This window comes from Rothia sp. HC945, assembly GCF_051370785.1.
Lineage (GTDB): Bacteria > Actinomycetota > Actinomycetes > Actinomycetales > Micrococcaceae > Rothia.
The window spans coordinates 369,189-386,560 of record NZ_JBFCSN010000001.1 but is presented as its reverse complement, the minus strand read 5'-3'; the positions used below and the strand labels follow the sequence as shown (position 1 = coordinate 386,560).

At 65.7% G+C, this 17,372-nt stretch carries 13 protein-coding genes; 2 read left to right on the top strand and 11 right to left on the bottom strand.

From position 1 onward, the window contains the following. Window positions 1-6: 6 nt before the first annotated feature. Window positions 7-2,580 carry a leucine--tRNA ligase gene (gene leuS / locus AB0Y14_RS01615; RefSeq protein WP_436587549.1) on the bottom strand — a complete coding sequence of 858 codons (2,574 nt, stop codon included), beginning with the start codon at window positions 2,578-2,580 and terminating at the stop codon, window positions 7-9. 115 nt (window positions 2,581-2,695) lie between these two features. Here leuS and AB0Y14_RS01610 point away from each other — a divergent pair, with 115 nt between their 5' ends. Together AB0Y14_RS01610 and AB0Y14_RS01605 are read left to right on the top strand one after the other, a co-directional pair. Next, window positions 2,696-3,694, top strand: a complete 999-nt coding sequence (locus AB0Y14_RS01610; RefSeq protein WP_436587548.1) for an alpha/beta fold hydrolase — start codon at window positions 2,696-2,698, stop codon at window positions 3,692-3,694. Window positions 3,695-3,720: 26 nt separating this feature from the next. Next, complete coding sequence (locus AB0Y14_RS01605) at window positions 3,721-4,812, top strand: glycosyltransferase family 4 protein (protein ID WP_436588793.1); 1,092 nt, start codon at window positions 3,721-3,723, stop codon at window positions 4,810-4,812. Window positions 4,813-4,818: 6 nt separating this feature from the next. Here the strand turns inward: AB0Y14_RS01605 and AB0Y14_RS01600 are convergent, their stop codons facing one another. The 10 genes from AB0Y14_RS01600 to AB0Y14_RS01555 all read right to left on the bottom strand — a co-directional run bounded on the left by AB0Y14_RS01600 (window position 4,819) and on the right by AB0Y14_RS01555 (window position 17,372). Further along, window positions 4,819-6,975: a primosomal protein N' gene (locus AB0Y14_RS01600; RefSeq protein ID WP_436587547.1), complete on the bottom strand. Its 2,157-nt coding sequence runs from the start codon at window positions 6,973-6,975 to the stop codon at window positions 4,819-4,821. A gap of 2 nt (window positions 6,976-6,977) precedes the next feature. Next, entirely contained in the window at window positions 6,978-8,180 is a 1,203-nt protein-coding gene (metK, locus tag AB0Y14_RS01595; RefSeq protein WP_436587546.1) for a methionine adenosyltransferase, read from the bottom strand. Between the two features lie 4 nt (window positions 8,181-8,184). Then, a complete protein-coding gene (coaBC, locus tag AB0Y14_RS01590; protein WP_436587545.1) occupies window positions 8,185-9,474 on the bottom strand; it encodes a bifunctional phosphopantothenoylcysteine decarboxylase/phosphopantothenate--cysteine ligase CoaBC in 1,290 nt (429 codons plus the stop codon). Window positions 9,475-9,531: 57 nt separating this feature from the next. Next, the gene (gene rpoZ, locus AB0Y14_RS01585) at window positions 9,532-9,951 is read right to left on the bottom strand and encodes a DNA-directed RNA polymerase subunit omega (RefSeq protein ID WP_436587544.1); all 420 of its coding nucleotides are present in this window, start codon (window positions 9,949-9,951) and stop codon (window positions 9,532-9,534) included. A gap of 219 nt (window positions 9,952-10,170) precedes the next feature. Then, window positions 10,171-10,755, bottom strand: a complete 585-nt coding sequence (gene gmk, locus AB0Y14_RS01580) for a guanylate kinase (protein WP_238692281.1) — start codon at window positions 10,753-10,755, stop codon at window positions 10,171-10,173. A gap of 4 nt (window positions 10,756-10,759) precedes the next feature. Then, window positions 10,760-11,074: an integration host factor, actinobacterial type gene (mihF, locus tag AB0Y14_RS01575; protein WP_129314426.1), complete on the bottom strand. Its 315-nt coding sequence runs from the start codon at window positions 11,072-11,074 to the stop codon at window positions 10,760-10,762. Between the two features lie 321 nt (window positions 11,075-11,395). Beyond that, window positions 11,396-12,268, bottom strand: a complete 873-nt coding sequence (gene pyrF / locus AB0Y14_RS01570; protein WP_436587543.1) for an orotidine-5'-phosphate decarboxylase — start codon at window positions 12,266-12,268, stop codon at window positions 11,396-11,398. Next, window positions 12,268-15,585, bottom strand: a complete 3,318-nt coding sequence (carB, locus tag AB0Y14_RS01565) for a carbamoyl-phosphate synthase large subunit (protein WP_436587542.1) — start codon at window positions 15,583-15,585, stop codon at window positions 12,268-12,270. The genes pyrF and carB overlap by 1 nt, the downstream gene beginning before the upstream one ends. A 4-nt stretch (window positions 15,586-15,589) precedes the next feature. Then, a complete protein-coding gene (gene carA, locus AB0Y14_RS01560) occupies window positions 15,590-16,777 on the bottom strand; it encodes a glutamine-hydrolyzing carbamoyl-phosphate synthase small subunit (protein WP_129314429.1) in 1,188 nt (395 codons plus the stop codon). Between the two features lie 4 nt (window positions 16,778-16,781). Then, entirely contained in the window at window positions 16,782-17,372 is a 591-nt protein-coding gene (locus tag AB0Y14_RS01555; protein ID WP_436587541.1) for a hypothetical protein, read from the bottom strand.

Sequence of the window (17,372 nt, the reverse complement as noted above, 5' to 3'; positions counted from 1 at the left end):
TTCAGCCTAGACCACGATGTTCACGAGTTTCGGCTCGCGCACGATGACCTTGCGAATCGGCGCTTCGCCGATGTGCTTCCGGACCGCGTCGTCCTCGAGGGCCAGGCGCTCGAGTTCTTCGGCGTCGATGTTCTTGGACACCTCGAGGCGGGCGCGAACCTTCCCCTTGATCTGGACCACGGCCGTGACCGTGTCCTCCACCAGGAGCATCGGGTCGACGGTCGGCCAACCGGCCGTCAGGACCGGGGTGTCGTGGCCCAGCTCGTGCCAGAGATCTTCCGCGGTGTACGGAGCGTAGAGCGAGAGCAGGACAGCCACGGCCTCGCTCGCTTCCCGGACTGCAGGATCGGAGGTGCCTGGTCCCGAATCGATCGCCTTGCGGGTCGCGTTGACCAGTTCCATGGTCTTGGCCACGACGACGTTGAACTTGTGCGCATCCACCGCGTGCTCGGCCTCGTGGATGGTCTTGTGGGTGACTCGGCGCAGTGCCTCGTCCCCGCCGTCCGCGGCAGTGTCCGGATCGGACGAAACGTCCTGTCCGAGCCGCCAGGCGCGGGCCAGGAACTTGCCGGCGCCTCCGGGAGAGACGTCTGCCCAGTCGACGTCGTCCTCGGGCGGGGACGCGAAGACCATGGTGGTGCGGACCGCGTCCACCCCGTACTCGTTGAGCTGCTGGCCGAGATCCACCCCGTTGCCGAGGGACTTGGACATGGCCTTGCCCTGGTTGAGCACCTGGCCCTGGTTCAGCAGGGCACGGAACGGTTCGTCGTAGTCCAGGTACCCCAGGTCGCGAATGACCTTGACGAAGAACCTGGAGTAGAGCAGGTGAAGGATCGCGTGCTCGACGCCGCCCACGTACTGGTCGACCGGCTCCCACCGGCGAAGTGCATCGGGGTCGAAGGCGCCTGTCTCGAGATTAGGCGACACGAAGCGGAGGAAGTACCAGGAAGAGTCCACGAAGGTGTCCATCGTGTCCGTGTCGCGCTGTGCGGGTCCCGAGCAGTTCGGGCATTCGACGTTGACCCAGTCCTTGGCCGCGGCCAGAGGCGACTGCCCCTTGGGCGCCAGGTCCTCGCCCTTGAGATCGGACGGAAGCCGCACCGGCAGTTGGTCTTCAGGGACCGGGACCTCACCGCACTGGGCGCAATGGATGATCGGGATGGGCGCGCCCCAGAATCGCTGGCGAGAGAGCAACCAGTCGCGGAGCCGGAAGATGGTCTGGCCCTCGCCGTGTCCCTTCTCCTCGAGCAGAGCGATGGCCCGGGATATGGCTTCTTCCTTGCCCAATCCGTTCAGGGGCCCCGAGTTGACCAGCGTCCCGGCGCCGGTCGTGGCCTCTCCCGTGTCCGCCGGGTCGTCTTCCCCTGTGTCCACCACGACCCGCACGGGCAGGTCGAAGGCTCGGGCGAAGTCCAGGTCGCGCTGATCGTGGGCGGGTACCGCCATGATGGCGCCCGTACCGTAGTCGGCGAGCACGTAGTCGGCGGCCCAGATCGGCAGTTCCTCGCCGGTCAGCGGGTTCACCGCGGTGCGGCCGAGGAAGACCCCGGTCTTGGGGCGATCGCTCGACTGACGCTCGATGTCGGAGAAGGCCTTGACCTCTTCCCTGTACGCATCCAGAGCCTCGGCCTGCTCCTCCGCGACCAAGTCCAGAGCGAGCTCGGAATCCGCGGCCACCACGAAGAACGTATTGCCGTACAGGGTGTCGGGACGGGTCGTGAAGACCGAGAGTTCGTCGGCGGGCTTACCGCCACCCGCGTTGATCGTGAAGCGAACCTGGGCGCCCTCGGAGCGGCCGATCCAGTTGCGCTGCATGGCCAGCACCCGATCCGGCCAGTGGCCCTCGAGCTGTTCCATGTCGTCCAGGAGCTGGTCGGCGTACTCGGTGATCCTGAAGTACCACTGGTTCAGGGACTTCTTCGTCACCTGCGTCCCGCAACGCTCGCAGGCCCCGTTGACCACCTGCTCGTTGGCGAGCACCGTCTGGTCCTTGGGGCACCAATTGACCGGCGAATCCTTCCGGTAGGCCAAGCCCTTGGAGTAGAACTGCTGAAACAACCATTGGGTCCACCGGTAGTACTCGGGGTCCGAGGTGTGCAGCCGTCGGGACCAATCCACCGCGATCCCGTACCGCTTGAACGACGCCGCCTGCGTCTCGATGTTCTTGTAGGTCCACTCCGCCGGGTGAGTGTTGTTCTTGATGGCCGCGTTCTCCGCGGGGAGGCCGAAGGAATCCCATCCGATCGGGTGCAGGACGTCGTAACCCTTCTGCATCCAGAAGCGGCTGACCACGTCACCCATCGCGAAGGCCTCCGCGTGCCCCATGTGAAGATCTCCCGAAGGGTACGGGAACATGTCCAGGACGTATCGGCGTTCCTTGGAACCGTCGTCGAGCGGGGCGAAGACGTTCTCGCGCTCCCAATAGTCCGCCCACGTGGCTTCCATCGAGGCGAAATCGTAGGACTTCTCCTCGGCGTCTCGTGAGGGATTCTCTCCAACCGTCTGCGGCACAGTGTTTCCTTTGCGCTTGTCTGTGGTGAAAGTCCGTGGTCCGGGCACGCTCCCGCCTGGACATCTCATCAGGGTTGCTCACAGTCTAACGTGTCGGCGCGTCCCCGCCCGATTCGCTTGTAAGGTGATGACCGGTTGCCCGTGCCTACGGCGGGCACCGTTTCCCTACCCCAGGAGCCCCAGCGTGCCACGTTCCCGGAGAATTCCTCAGACCCCGGCGCCCTCGCGTCCCACGACAGTCTTCGAGAAGACACCCGTCGGCGGGCTTTTTCCCCACGAGGCGGAATTCGCGAGCAACGGCGCCCGCGTGCGCTACTGGACCTACAAGGGGCGTGATTCCCGGGACGAGGACGCCGTGATGTTGATGGTCCACGGATTCCGCGGAGACCACCACGGCCTCGCCCTGATCGCCGAGGCTCTGGCCTCGCGGTGGGACGTCGTGGTCCCGGACCTTCCCGGGTTCGGAAAATCCGAGCCCCTCACGACACGTGAACACGATGTCGCGGCCTACGCCGACGTCGTCTCCGACCTTGTGCAGCTGATCGGCAGTCGCCCGGTCGTGCTGGTCGGACATTCCTTCGGGTCCGTGGTTGCCGCCGCCGTCGCCGCCCAACGCCCAGCCCCCGTGGCGGGTCTGGCCCTGATCAATCCGATCTGCGAGCCCGCGCTGGATTCCTCCGCACGGATCCCTTCCCTGGCCGCGGCCGCGTTCTACCGCGTGTGCGCTGCCCTCCCCGGCCGGTGGGGCAACGCGCTCGTCAGATCGTCCGTCGTGACCCGGATTTCCTCGCTGCTCATGATGAAGACCAAGGACCCGGAGTTGCGGCGCTTCATCAACGGCCAGCACGATGCCTATTTCGGCAGCTTCGCATCCCGCACCGTGGTGCTCGAGGCCTACAGGGCATCGATCCGGGACACCGTTCGGGACTCCGCCCCGCGAGTCGCCGTGCCGACCCTCCTGGTGGCTGCCGAAAACGACGATCTCGGGTCCGTTCCCGGTCAGGAAAGTCTCGCCCAAACGTTTCCGAACGCCCGGCTTGAGGTGATCCCTGACGTCGGCCATCTCATTCACTATGAGACGCCGCGCAGGGCGGCGGCGATGATCGACGGATTCGCCGACGAGCTGGAACTCGCCCAGAACGGCTCGTCCCCGACCACGCGGAGAACGGAGGCCGCACGATGACGCACCAGAATCCCGGCCGCGCAGGTTTGCGCCTGCTCGTGGACGCCCGCTACGTTCGCCCCGTCCACGACGGGATCAGCAGGTACACGGCGAGCCTTCTGCACAGCCTCGCTCGCTGCATCGAGTCGGGCGAGTATCCGGGCCTCGCGGTCGCGATGCTCGTGAGTGACGACGCCCAACTCGACCAGTTGCCGCCCCTTCCGAGCGTGCGCGGATATTCGCCCACCGGCCCCCTGGAACCGCTCAGCGCGCTCGCCGTCAACCGGTTCCGGCCCGACGTCGTCTTCTCTCCGATGCAGACGATCGGGTCGTGGGGCCGAAAGTACAAGCTGATCCTGACCCTGCACGACCTCATCTACTACGACCACCCGGAACCACCCGGTTTCCTTCCGGCGCCCGTGCGTATCGGCTGGCGCTTGTTCCACCGGTCCTACCTGCCCCAGCGGCTGCTCCTCAACCGGGCCGACGCCGTGGCGACCGTGAGCAGGACGACGGCATCACTCATCCGGGAGCACGACCTGACGACCCGCCCGGTCACAGTGATCCCCAACGCTCCGCCGAGAGGGATCGGCGTCACCCGGGAGCAGGCCCTCGACCGAGCGGCACACCGACGCAAGAGCCTCGTCTACATGGGTTCCGCGATGCCGTACAAGGGAGTCGACCTGCTGATCCGCGGCATGGAGCACCTTCCCGACTATGAGCTCCATCTGCTCTCGAGGTACGACCCGCGCCGGAAGGAAGAGCTCCGGGCGATCGTGCCCCAGGGGGCCTCGGTGATCTTCCACGACGGCGTCACGGACGAAGACTACCGGCGTCTCCTCGGGACCTGCACCGCCCTGGTGACGGCCAGTTCGGCGGAAGGCTACGGGCTGCCTCTCGCGGAGGCCGCGGCGGAAGGAACCGCCCGCATCGTCTCCGACATCCCGATTTTCCGCGAAATAGCCCCGAACGCGGCTCACATCGATTTCTCGCAACCCGGAGAATTCGCGGAGGCCGTTCGGAACCTCGAAGACCCGGACACCTACCGAGCGGCGGCTCTCGGCGCGCTCGACGACGCCGCACGATACAGCTGGGACGACTCGGCACGGGAGCTCATCGGACTCGCCCAGTCGCTCTGAACGGCGTCAGAGCACATCCAATGCATCGCATCGGATCTGGACGGGTTCGTATTTTCTGGACGCGGAAAATGCCGCCCGGGTTCCACGAAGGAGCTCCGTGATCCGTGGGGCCAGTCCGTAGGACATGAAGATGATCGCGCGGTATTCGTCGTCCTCGTCGTCGCCGCTCGTCGGAACGGGATCGATCAGGCGCAGTGCGGGAGCCTCGCCCACATCCGACAGGTTCAGGGAACGGACGAATTCTTCGACGGCGAACCTCGGCCCCGTGATCGCCGCCGTCCTCACCGCGGGCGGAAGACCCAACTCCTGCCTCTCCGCCATTTCCCGGGCGGCAAAACCCGCGGGATCCCACCGGACGAGAGCCCCGAGTGCAGCCGAGTCCTCGGCCGTGCAGATCACCTGACCGCCCGAATCCCGGTCGGCCACGAGCGCGCTCGCGTTCATCCACCGCCGCAGAACCTGCTCGGAAACCCGCAGGGAATCGCGCGCGAGCATCCGGTCCCCGTCCAGCAAGAGCGCCGCCCGATAGCCGCCCTGGGCACGCGGTTCCGCACCGGACGTGGCCACGACCAGGGCGGGACGATCACTGACCGAGGCCTTGATGTTCTCGCCGCTCGAATTGACCACCGGAACCTGGGGGAAAGCGCGTCCCAGTTCTTCGGCGGTGCGCAACGCCCCCACCGTGGTGAGCCGCCAGGAATCGTTGCCGCATTCCGAACAGGCCCATTGCGAAACCCCCCGATGGCACCAGCGGCACACCGCCTGGGACCGCGAATCCTTGTGAAGACTGAGGGGGCCCATGCAGTGGGGGCAGCGGGCCGAGGCGCGGCATCTCTGGCACGCGAGAGTCGGGGCGTATCCAGTGCGCGCGACTTGGACCAGTACCGGGCCCGATTGCAGCGCTTCCCGAGCCACCTGATACGCGAGATGCGGAATCCTGGCGATGGCGGCCAGCGGGTCCCGTTCACGGGTGAAGCTGTCCGACGTGGCACGGATCAGCGGGGAATTCTTGCGGAGCGCCTCGCGGCTGGGGGCCACGGCTCGGGCCCACCGGGTGTGGACGAGCCGCTGCGCCTCCGGGGTCACGGCGTGACCCATGAATATCGCGGAGCATTCCTGGAGCTGCGACCTGAGCAGCAGGACGTCGCGCGCGTGGCAGTACGGTGCCTGCCGCTCGATGAGGTTCTCGTCGCCGTCGTCGAAGCAGGCGACGAGCCCAAGATTTGGGACCGGTGCGAAGGCCGCCGAGCGGGTTCCGATGACCACCCAGGCCTGCCCGGACAGTCCCCTCAAGAACGATCCGTAACGGGCGGCGAGTCCGGCGCTGTTGCTCAGCCGCGCGATCCGGTCCGCGTCAAGATACCGGTTCATCGCCGTTTCGAGCCGGTCCAGGGCCGGATTGTCGGGGACGACGACGACCGCCCGCTTCCCGCCGGAAACCGTTGCGGCACACACGCGGGCCATCAGGGTGGCCCAATCCTGCTCCGCCGACGGCGCGACGGAGACGACGCGTCTTACGATCGGCCCCGCGGGGTCGCTCTGGAGTCGGAGTGTCTCGGGCCCTCCCTCGTAGAGTTCCCAACCGTCCGACTGTTCTTCGCCCTCGGGCGACCAGGAGGGATCCGGGATGGGGGTCGGCTCGGGGACGGATTGCTCCTGCGCCGGTGCCCCGTCCTCCTTCGGAGCCTCTGCGGCCCGGCCCAGGCCCAGGACGTCGCGCTCGTACTGTTTCTCGGCGCGTGCGGCGCGCGGCGGCACCGCCAACCTCAGAACGTCGGAATTGAGCCCGGCGTACCGCGCGGCGACCGCCTGGGTCAGGGACCAGATTTCCGGTGCCAGAGCGCGCACGGGTGAGACGACCCCGCGAAGAGGCTGCAATTGGACGGGAGATTCGGTGCGGTCCACCCGTTCGACGAGCCAGGCAACGGTCTCTCGACCGTGAAAGGCAACGCGCACCCGCACCCCTGGGTGTGCGGATTCTCCCAGATGCGCGGGAACGGAGTAGTCGAAGAGACGATCCAGGTGAGGAACCCGGGTATCGATCGCGACCCGGGCCACGGGCTTGTCCTCCGCGACGGGCACCGCACCGAGCTGGTCGGCGTCCTTCTCACGCGGTTCCCATCCTTCCAGCCCCGGAAGGACGCCGTCGGGATGGTCGGTCATGATTACAAGGCGGCCCGCAGGGCCTCGGCCCGGTCGGTCCGCTCCCACGTGAATTCGGGCTCGTCACGACCGAAGTGGCCGTGGGCCGCGGTCTTGGCGTAGATCGGACGACGCAAATCCAGGTCGTTGATGATGGCCAGTGGCCGGAGGTCGAAGACCTCGTTGATGGCCTTCTCGATGCGTACCGGGTCCTCGTGTTGGGTACCGAAGGTTTCCACGTAGAGGCCGACGGGACGTGCGCGCCCGATCGCGTAGGCGACCTGGACTTCCGCGCGGTCCGCGAGACCGGCGGCGACCACGTTCTTGGCGATCCAGCGCATCGCGTAGGCGGCCGAACGGTCGACCTTGGACGGGTCCTTGCCGGAGAACGCCCCACCACCGTGTCGCGACATGCCGCCGTAGGTGTCCACGATGATCTTGCGTCCGGTCAATCCAGCGTCACCCACCGGTCCGCCCTGGACGAACTGGCCCGCGGGATTCACGATGAAGTCGGCGGACCGCGTGTCCAGGTCGAGATCCTCGAGCACCGGGTCGATCACGAACCGCTGGACCTCCTGCTGGAGGTCCTTGAGCGCGTATTTTTCGTCGTGCTGCGTCGAGAGAACCACGGTGTCCACCGAGACCGGGGTGTGGCCGTCGTATCCGAGTGTCACCTGGGTCTTGCCATCGGGTCGCAGACCCGGCAGGACACCGTCCTTGCGGATTTTGGTGAGTCGTTCCGACAGGCGATGCGCGATCCAGATGGGTGCCGGCATCAGGGCTTCGGTCTCATTCGTCGCGTAGCCGAACATGATGCCCTGGTCTCCCGCGCCCTGGCGGTCCAGTTCGTCTTCGGCGACGCCGGTCCGTTGTTCCAGGGACGTGTACACGCCGGAGTTGATGTCGGGCGACTGCTCCCCGATCGATACAGACACTCCGCAGAAATCGCCGTCGAATCCTCGCGTCGAGTTGTCGTAACCGATGTCCAGGATGGTGTCACGCACGATCTTCGGGATTTCGACGTACGCCGTGGTGGTGACCTCGCCCGCGACCATGACCTGACCGGTGGTCACCATGGTTTCGACGGCGACGTTCGCCAACGGGTCACTGGCCAGCAATGCGTCCAGGATCGAGTCGGAAATCTGGTCGCAGATCTTGTCCGGATGGCCCTCGGTCACAGATTCTGAAGTGAACAGGCGAAGATGCTGATGGTCGTTGGAAGTCACTCGGCTACTCTACTCGTTCGATACTCTCGTTGGACGACTGCGGCGGAATGTTGAAGTGTGACGCGATACGTGTCATCAGGCGACGCGCGAGGTCCGCTTTGGTGCCTCTGACTTCGGATTCCTCACCGGGTTCGGCACCACGGGTCAGCAGTGTGGCCGCGGTCCGGTCCTTCCCGAACACGAGGTCCGTACCGACCTCGTTGACGACCAATACATCGCAACCCTTGGACTCGAGTTTCAGCCGCCCGAGTTCGGCCACGGACTGCTCCGGCGACCCGGTCTCGGCGGCGAACCCGACCAGGAACGCCTGGTGCTTCCCCTCGGATTTCTTCCTGACCAAGGTCTTGAGAATGTCCGGGTTGCGCACCAAATCGATCGTGGGTGCGTCCTGGGCCTCGGGATCCTTCTTGATCTTGGTTTCCGACAGATCACGGGGGCGGAAGTCTGCGACGGCGGCCGTCATGACCACGACATCAGCACGCTCCTGGATCGCGGCCCTTTCCGTGGCCTCAAGGAGCTCCAAGGCCGACGACACACGAGAAATCCGAAGCTTCTCCGTCTCGTCCGGGTCCGGAACCTCCGTGTGGGCGAGAATCAGGTGGACGTCCGCTCCGCGGTCCGCCGCGGCCAGTGCGATGGCGAGGCCCTGTTTCCCCGAGGAACGGTTTCCCAGGTAGCGCACCGGGTCCAGGGCTTCGCGCGTTCCACCGGCCGTGACCACAATTTTCTTGCCCGTAAGGTCCGCCGATTCCGTCTCGTTCTCACGGTGGTCCGCGTGGGCCGCCATGGCTCGACGATGGATTTCGGCGGGCTCGGGCAGACGCCCCGCCCCGCTGTCTCGGCCCGTGAGCCGGCCGACGGCTGGTTCGATCACGGTGTACCCGTAGTCGCGCAGCAGGCCGACATTCCTGACGGTCGCCGGGTTCTCCCACATCTGGGTATGCATCGCAGGAGCGAAGACCACGGGACAGCGCGCGGTCAGGATGGTCGCGGTCAGCAAATCATCCGCCCGGCCGGAGGCGACCCTGGCCATGAGGTCGGCGGTCGCTGGGGCGACGACGATCATGTCAGCCTCTTCGCCCTGGCGCACGTGATTGACCGACTCGACGTCCTCGAACACGGTGGTCCGCACGGGCGATCCGGACAGGGCCTCCCACGTGGGGGCGCCCACGAACTCGAGGGCGGACCGTGTGGGCATGGCCACGACGTCGTGACCGTCCTCGCTGAACAAACGCAGAAGCATCGCGGCCTTGTAGGCCGCGATGCCTCCACCAATTCCCAAAATTACTCGCACGGCCCCAGTCTAACGGTCAGACGGGAACCACGCGGTCACCACGGGTGACGCTGTGGATTACTCGGCGTCGCCCTCCGGCGTGGCGGACTCCTCCGATGCGTTCGAGCTGAACTCGACGAACGAGTCCGAGGCCTCGCCCTCGGTCGCGAAAATGTCCGAGCCGAAGAAATCGGCGACGGGCTCGTCGTCGTGGATCAACTGGCCGTTCTCGTTGTACCGGCCGCCTTCGACCTGGTGGGCCTCGAGGACATCCTCTTCGATCTCACGCATGGCGATCGACAGGGACTTCTCGTTCACCGCGGTGTCCACGAGCGGCCCGACGTGCTCAAAGAGCCCTTCCTGGAGCTGGGCATAGTACGCATTGATCTGACGGGCCCGGCGGGCGCCGAAGATGACCAGGCCGTACTTGGAATCGGTCTTCTCGAGGAGCGAATCCACCGAGGGATCGATGATGCCTTCGTGTTCGGAAAGTGCCAAGAAATTCTCCCGTGACGTTGATTGAATACCGCCGGCTCTGCAAGCCAGGCGTTCTTCCGGTGCTCACGCTCAATGGAGCCACCGGGCAAAACTAATACACCATGGTACAGCCGAGGACGGGCGAAAGCACGCTCCCGAGGAGGTCAATCGCCTTTTGTCCGACATCTCACCGTTCCTCGAGGGCCGCCCGATGCCTGCGACGCCGCCCCGACGCCCACCTCACACCTCGGTGGGTTGCTGGACAATCCCCATGATGTCCACGAGTTCGCTTGCGGCCTGTTCGACGGTTTCGTTGATGACCGTCTGATCGAATTCCGGTTCTGCCCCCAGCTCTTCCTTCGCAGTGTCCAGGCGAACACGTTGCTCGGTGTCGGTTTCGGTGCCGCGAGTCTGCAGACGGCGCACCAGTTCTTCCCAGCTCGGCGGTGCCAGGAAAACCATCTGGGCCTCCGGCATGGCGTTCCGAACCTGACGCGCCCCCTGGATGTCGATCTCCAACAGGACGTGCCGGCCGGCAGCCAGGGCATCCTCGACCATCGTCTTCATGGTCCCGTACCGGTGATTGTTGTGAACCTTGGCCCACTCGAGCATCTGGCGGTTTTCCACCATGGAGTCGAACTCTTCGTCCGAGACGAAGTAGTAGTGGACGCCGTCCTGTTCACCCGGTCGAGGATCCCTGGTTGTTGCGGATACTGAGAGCCACACCTCGGGGTAGTGATCCCGGATGTATGCAGAGACCGTCCCCTTCCCCACGGCCGTCGGCCCGGCGAGTACGGTCAAATGCGGGGACTGGGTCTCTGTCACTGGATTACCCTTCGAGATGTTCGATGAGATTTCTGCGTTGGTGGGCTCCCAAGCCACGAAGACGCCTGCTGGGAGCGATCCTGAGTTCCCTCATGATCGCCGCTGCCCGGATCTCCCCGATGCTCGGGATGGACTTCAACATATCCTCGACACGGATGCGTTGCAAAGCCTCGTCCGCATCCGCTCGATCGAGAAACTCGCTCACGGTGATCTTTCGATTTTTAAGGGCCAATTTGGCATCGGCACGTGCCTGGCGAGACTGCTTGGCCTTTTCGCGGGCCGCGGCGCGTTCTTCGTCGGTCAGAGGGCGCAGAGCCATAGTTACTTCCGCTCCTAGTTCTACGAGGCAATAATCGAGGTCCCTCACTCAATCCTCGTGGATACAGCCCTTAAATTACCTCAGAGTAGCCTTCGAGACCAGTCAATCCATGGTCGAGGACAGAATGTTCCAGAATTCCGGACGTCACATTGTGGGAGATAGTCCGAGGCGCCGTTGGGCCTTCGTGCGTGACGGGCCTGCTCCCGGTTGCACGGCGACCAAAGGCGATCATTTCTGCAAAAGATTTGGCAGACCCCGGGAACACATCAATGTGTATTGATAAGTTCCCGGGGTCTTGTACCGACCGGTAATCGGTGATTCTCAGCTCGAACTTCCGGCTTCCTGGCCCAGGGCCTGGATCAGCTCTTCGTTGCACCGTCGGGCGGCGGAAGACAAAGCGTCCGGATCCGGTCCGTGGCGCAGTACGCCACGTGAATTCGCGACCACGACCCTGTCGCCCGCACCGTTGAATACCCGTGCGAGGTCGTCGGCCGTGGCCCCCTGTGCTCCGTACCCGGGAGCCAGGATCAGGCCGTTGAAGTTCGCGAGGGAAATTCCCAGGGCATCCAGGGCCGGCCCGACGGTTGCACCGACGACCAGGCCGCAGGGGCCCGCATGGGTCCACTCATGTCGCCCGTTCTCCGCGGCTGCCTGGTCGACGACCGACTTCGCCACGGAGTCCTGTTCGCCCCGGTGCTGCACGCCGGCACCTTCCGGATTGGAAGTCAGCGCGAGGACGAAGGTCCCCCGACCGTGCTCCGCGGCGGCGTCCAGCGCGGGCGACAATGAACCGAACCCGAGATACGGGCTCAGGGTGACCGCGTCCCCCGCCAGGCCGGATCGCTCGGACAACCAGGCGTCAGCGTATGCGGCCATCGTCGACCCGATGTCCCCACGCTTGGCGTCGCACACGACCTGTGTCCCCGAGTCCTTGCCCCGGGCAATCACTTGCTCCAGGACACCGAGTCCAGCGGCGCCGTGCCGTTCGAACAAGGCGACCTGAGGTTTGACCGATGCGACCTCTCCCCCGATCGCGTCCATGACCGTCAGGGCGAAGGTTTCGAGCCCTCCGACGTCGTCCGCCAGCCCCCAGGCGTCCAGGAGCCCCGGGTGCGGATCGATCCCGACGCACAGGGGACCCTTCTCCCGCATGGCCAGGTACAGGCGGTCTCCGGCAGGAGATGCCGTGCCCATCACTGCTGGGCCTCACGTTCGGCCGCGGCAGCCGCGGACAACGTCGCCTCGTGATCCTGCAGGCTCATCACGTCCCAGGAGTGACGGCGCTGTGCATCGATGGACTGGATCGTGGCGCCGAACTCGGAGATCGTGGTCATGAGCGGGCACCCGATGCTGGTCGCGGCCGCGCGGATCTCGTACCCGTCTCCGCGTGCCTCGCCGGCGCCGGACGGGGTGTTGAAGATCAGCGCGATCTCACCGTCGGTGATCATGTCGACGATGCTCCGCTCGCCCTCCTTCGCGTCACGAAGTTTGGGGACCACGGTGCACTGGATGCCGTTCCGCCTCATGACCTGCGCGGTTCCGCCGGTCGTGATGATTTCGAAGCCGAGCTCCTGAAGCATCTTGACGTACACGATGGCCGCGCGCTTGTCCCTGTCCGCGACGGTCACGAACACGCGACCTTCCGTGGGGAGCACGTTGCCGACCGATGCCTGTGCCTTCGCGAAGGCGGTGTCGAAGAACGCGTGCAGGCCCATGACCTCGCCGGTCGACCGCATCTCCGGGCCCAGGAGCGAGTCCACGGCCGCCCCCGAATGGGTCCGGAATCGGTTGAAGGGCAGAACGGCTTCCTTGACCGCGATCGCGGTCTCCTCGGGCAGCCTCGCGCCGTCCATGTGAGTCGGCAGGTGGCCGGAGGCCTTGAGGGACTCGATGGTTTCCCCCGTACCGATCAGAGCTGCCGCCTTGGCCAGCTGGACGCCGGTCGCCTTGGAGACGAACGGGACCGTCCGGGAGGCACGAGGGTTCGCTTCAATCACGTACAGAACGTTCGAGGCGACCGCGAACTGGATATTGATGAGCCCCCGCACCCCGACGCCCTGCGCGATGCCCAGGGTCGCTTCACGGACACGTTCCAGCACGGAGGGACTGAGCGTCACGGGCGGCAAGGTGCAGGCCGAGTCGCCGGAGTGGATGCCGGCCTCCTCGATGTGCTCCATGATGCCGCCCATGTACAGCTCGTTCCCGTCGAACAGGGCGTCGACGTCGATCTCGATGGCGTCCTCGAGGAACTTGTCGATCAGCGCGGGCTGAGAGGGCGACACCTCGGTGGCGTTGGACAGATAACGGGCCAGGTTCTCTTCGTCGTAGACGATTTCCATGCCCCGACCGCCGAGGACGTACGACGGCCGGACCAGAACCGGGTAACCGATCTCGTCCGCGATCACCTTGGCGTCGGTGAAGGTCGAGGCCGTTCCGTTCTTCGGGGTCATGAGTCCGGCGTCCCCGAGGACCTGGGAGAACTCGCCGCGGTCCTCCGCCAGGTCGATGGCCTCCGGCGAAGTACCCAGAATCGGGACGCCGGCCTCCTTGAGCTCGCGCGCAAGTTTGAGCGGCGTCTGCCCGCCCAGTTGCACAAAAACGCCCAGCAATCCGCCGGTGCGGCGCTCCGAGTCGATGACCTCGAGGACGTCCTCCAGGGTCAGGGGCTCGAAGTACAGGCGGGTCGAGACGTCGTAGTCGGTCGAGACGGTCTCGGGGTTGCAGTTGACCATGACCGTCTCGTAGCCGGCGTCGCGCAGAACCATCGAGGCGTGCACGCACGAGTAGTCGAACTCGATGCCCTGGCCGATCCTGTTCGGGCCGGACCCGAGAATCATGATCGACTTGCCCTCGTGCGGGGCCACCTCGTCCTCCTGGTCGTAGGAGGAGTAATGGTACGGGGTGAAGGCCTCGAACTCCGCGGCGCAGGTGTCCACCGTCTTGAACACGGGACGGACCCCGAGGGCGTGGCGGACGCCGCGGACCACGTCTTCGCGACTGTGGGTCAGCTCGGCGATCTGCTCATCCGAGAAACCGTGGCGCTTCGCGAGCTCCAGGGTCTCCTTGGTCAGGTTCGTGTCATTGCGGACCTCGTCCGCGACCTCGTTGATCAACTGGAGCTGATCCAGGAACCACGGGTCGATACCGGTGGCATCGTACATCTCGTCGATCGTGGCGCCGGCGGCCAGCGCGCGGCGCACCTGGTGCAGGCGCTCCGTGGTCGGCGTCTTGGTCGCCTCGACCAGCTCCCGCAGGGCCGAAGGCTCGAGGCGGTCGTGCGCGAAGGAGAACGTGCTGTTCTTCTGTTCCAGGGACCGCAAGGCCTTCTGGAGCGCTTCGGTGAAGTTCCTGCCGAGCGCCATGGCTTCGCCCACCGATTTCATGGTGGTGGTCAGCGTCGGGTCGGCCGCCGGGAACTTCTCGAACGCGAACCGCGGAACCTTGACGACCACGTAGTCGAGCGTCGGCTCGAAGGACGCCGGGGTCTTCCGCGTGATGTCGTTCGGGATCTCGTCCAGGGTGTAGCCGAGCGAGAGTTTGGTGGCGATCTTGGCGATCGGGAAGCCCGTCGCCTTGGAGGCCAGCGCCGAGGACCGGGACACGCGAGGATTCATCTCGATCACGACCACGCGTCCGGTCTTCGGGTCCACGGCGAACTGGATGTTGCAGCCGCCCGTGTCCACGCCGACCTCGCGGATCACGGCGATCGCGACGTCGCGCATCTTCTGGTACTCGCGATCCGTCAGCGTGAGCGCGGGCGCAACCGTGATCGAATCGCCCGTGTGGACGCCCACCGGGTCGAAGTTCTCGATCGAGCAGACGACCACCACGTTGTCGTTCTTGTCCCGCATCATCTCGAGCTCGTATTCCTTCCACCCGAGGATCGACTCCTCGAGCAGGACCTCGGAGGTCGGGCTGTACTGGATGCCGGCGCCGGCGATGCGGTGCAGGTCTTCCTCGTTGTAGGCCATTCCGGAGCCCAGGCCACCCATCGTGAACGAGGGCCGGACGACCATGGGGTAGCCCAGCTTCTCCGCGGCGGCCAGGGCCTCGTCCATCGAGTGGACGATTTCCGACCGTGCCGATTCGGCACCACAGCGTTCGACGACGCCCTTGAACGCCTCGCGGTCCTCACCGAGATTGATGGCCGCGATGTTGGCACCGATGAGCTCGACGTTGTACTTGGCGAGGGTTCCGCGGTCGTCCAGGGCGATCGCGGCGTTCAGCGCCGTCTGACCGCCCAGGGTCGGCAGGACGGCGTCGGGCCGCTCACGATCGATGATGCGTTCGATGGTGTCCGGCGTGATCGGCTCGATGTAGGTCGCATCCGCGAACTCGGGGTCGGTCATGATGGTTGCCGGATTCGAGTTCACCAGAATGACCCGGATGCCCTCTTCCTTGAGCACCCGCAGCGCCTGCGTCCCGGAGTAGTCGAATTCCGCGGCCTGGCCGATGACGATCGGGCCCGAACCGATGACCAGGACGCTCTTGAGATCTTGACGACGAGGCATAGAGTTACTTTCCTGCTTTCTGGCGTGCGGCCGAATCGGTTGAGGTCATGAGTTCGATGAAACGGTCGAACAGGTAGGCGGCGTCGTGCGGTCCGGCCGCGGCCTCCGGGTGGTACTGGACGGAGAACGCGGGGATGTCGAGGCAGCGAAGGCCTTCGACGACGTCGTCGTTCAACCCGACGTGCGAAACCTCGACCCGGCCGAATTCCGACTCGGGAGCGGTCACCGGTCCGTCCAACGGCGCGTCCACCGCGAATCCGTGATTCTGCGCGGTGATCTCGACCCGCCCCGTCGACCGGTCGAGCACCGGCTGATTGATACCCCGGTGCCCGAAGGGCAGTTTGTAGGTGCCGAAGCCCAGGGCCCGGCCCAGCAGCTGGTTGCCGAAGCAGATCCCGAAGAACGGGATTCCCGCGCGCAGTATGCCGCGCAGAACCTCGACCTGATCCGTGGCCGTCTCCGGGTCCCCCGGCCCGTTCGAGAAGAACGCCCCGTCCGGACCGAGCTGCTTGATCTGCTCGAGCGTGGTGTTCGCGGGGACCACGTGCACGCGGATGCCTCGCTCCGCGAAACGTCGGGGCGTCATCGACTTGATGCCGAGGTCGACGGCGACCAACGTCCCGAGGACCTCGCCGTCCCACCCGTGGTCCGCCGGCTCAATGGTCAGGGTGTTCTCCGCCGTGACCTGGTCCGCCAGGCGCTGTCCCTGCATCGGGGAGGACTGACGGACCCGTTCCAGCAGGTCGGACTCCGGGGCCTCGGCCGCCTCACCCGTGAAGATGCCCGACCGCATCGCTCCGGCGCTGCGCAGGTGACGAGTCAGCGCCCGGGTGTCTATGCCCTGGATCCCGACAATGTTCTGCTCGGCAAGTTCTTCGTCCAAGGACTTCTCGGAACGCCAGTTCGAGGGCAGGCGGGCGGCATCGCGCACCACGTAACCGCTGACCCAGATGCGGCGCGACTCGGCGTCGTCGGCGTTGACGCCCGTATTGCCGATGTGCGGCGCGGTCTGGACGACGATCTGGCCCGCGTAGGAGGGGTCCGTGAGGGTTTCCTGGTATCCGGTCATGCCGGTCGAGAAAACGGCCTCACCCAGCGATTCGCCGACGGCCCCGTAGGACCGGCCGCGGAACACCGTGCCGTCCTCGAGGACCAGCAGCGCCCGTTCGGATGTTCTGTATGCGTTGGTCATGAATTCACTTCCTCTGTTCTTCGGCGGACGCGTCCGACGAATCGTGCTGGCCCGCTGGGGCCTGAGTGTCTGTGGCGGCGGGGAGCTCGTCTCCGGCCTGAGGCGCGATCTCGCGCAGCTTCTCGATCAGGGCGGGGGTGTCCGAACCGGTTCGCGTTCGGAGCCCGGTGTCGACCAGTCGACCGCCCAGTCGCCAGGAGACGACCGCAAGTCCGCCCTTCTCCACGAACTTCCCGGCCATCCCGGATTCGCGTCGGATCACCTCGATGCCTTCGCCGGGAATCCAGAGGTCCTGAGCTCCGTCCCTGGTCACGATCAAGCCGGTCGGATAAATCATGGCCTGTCCGTTGGCCTTCATGCCCAGGCCATGGACCGCGATCCGGTCGAGCCAGTCCCCCGCCGTGGTGGTGCACACGTACTGGACGTCGCACGCGAAATCGGCAGTCTCTCCGTCCAGCTCGCGCGGAACCTCGGGGATGTCCGGTATGTCCGATTGGCGTCGGGCGCGTGACCTCCACCCCACGACGATCAGCACGAGAACGAGACCCGCGAGGACCAGCGACGAGATGAGGGTCAGCAGATGATTGGTGGACAT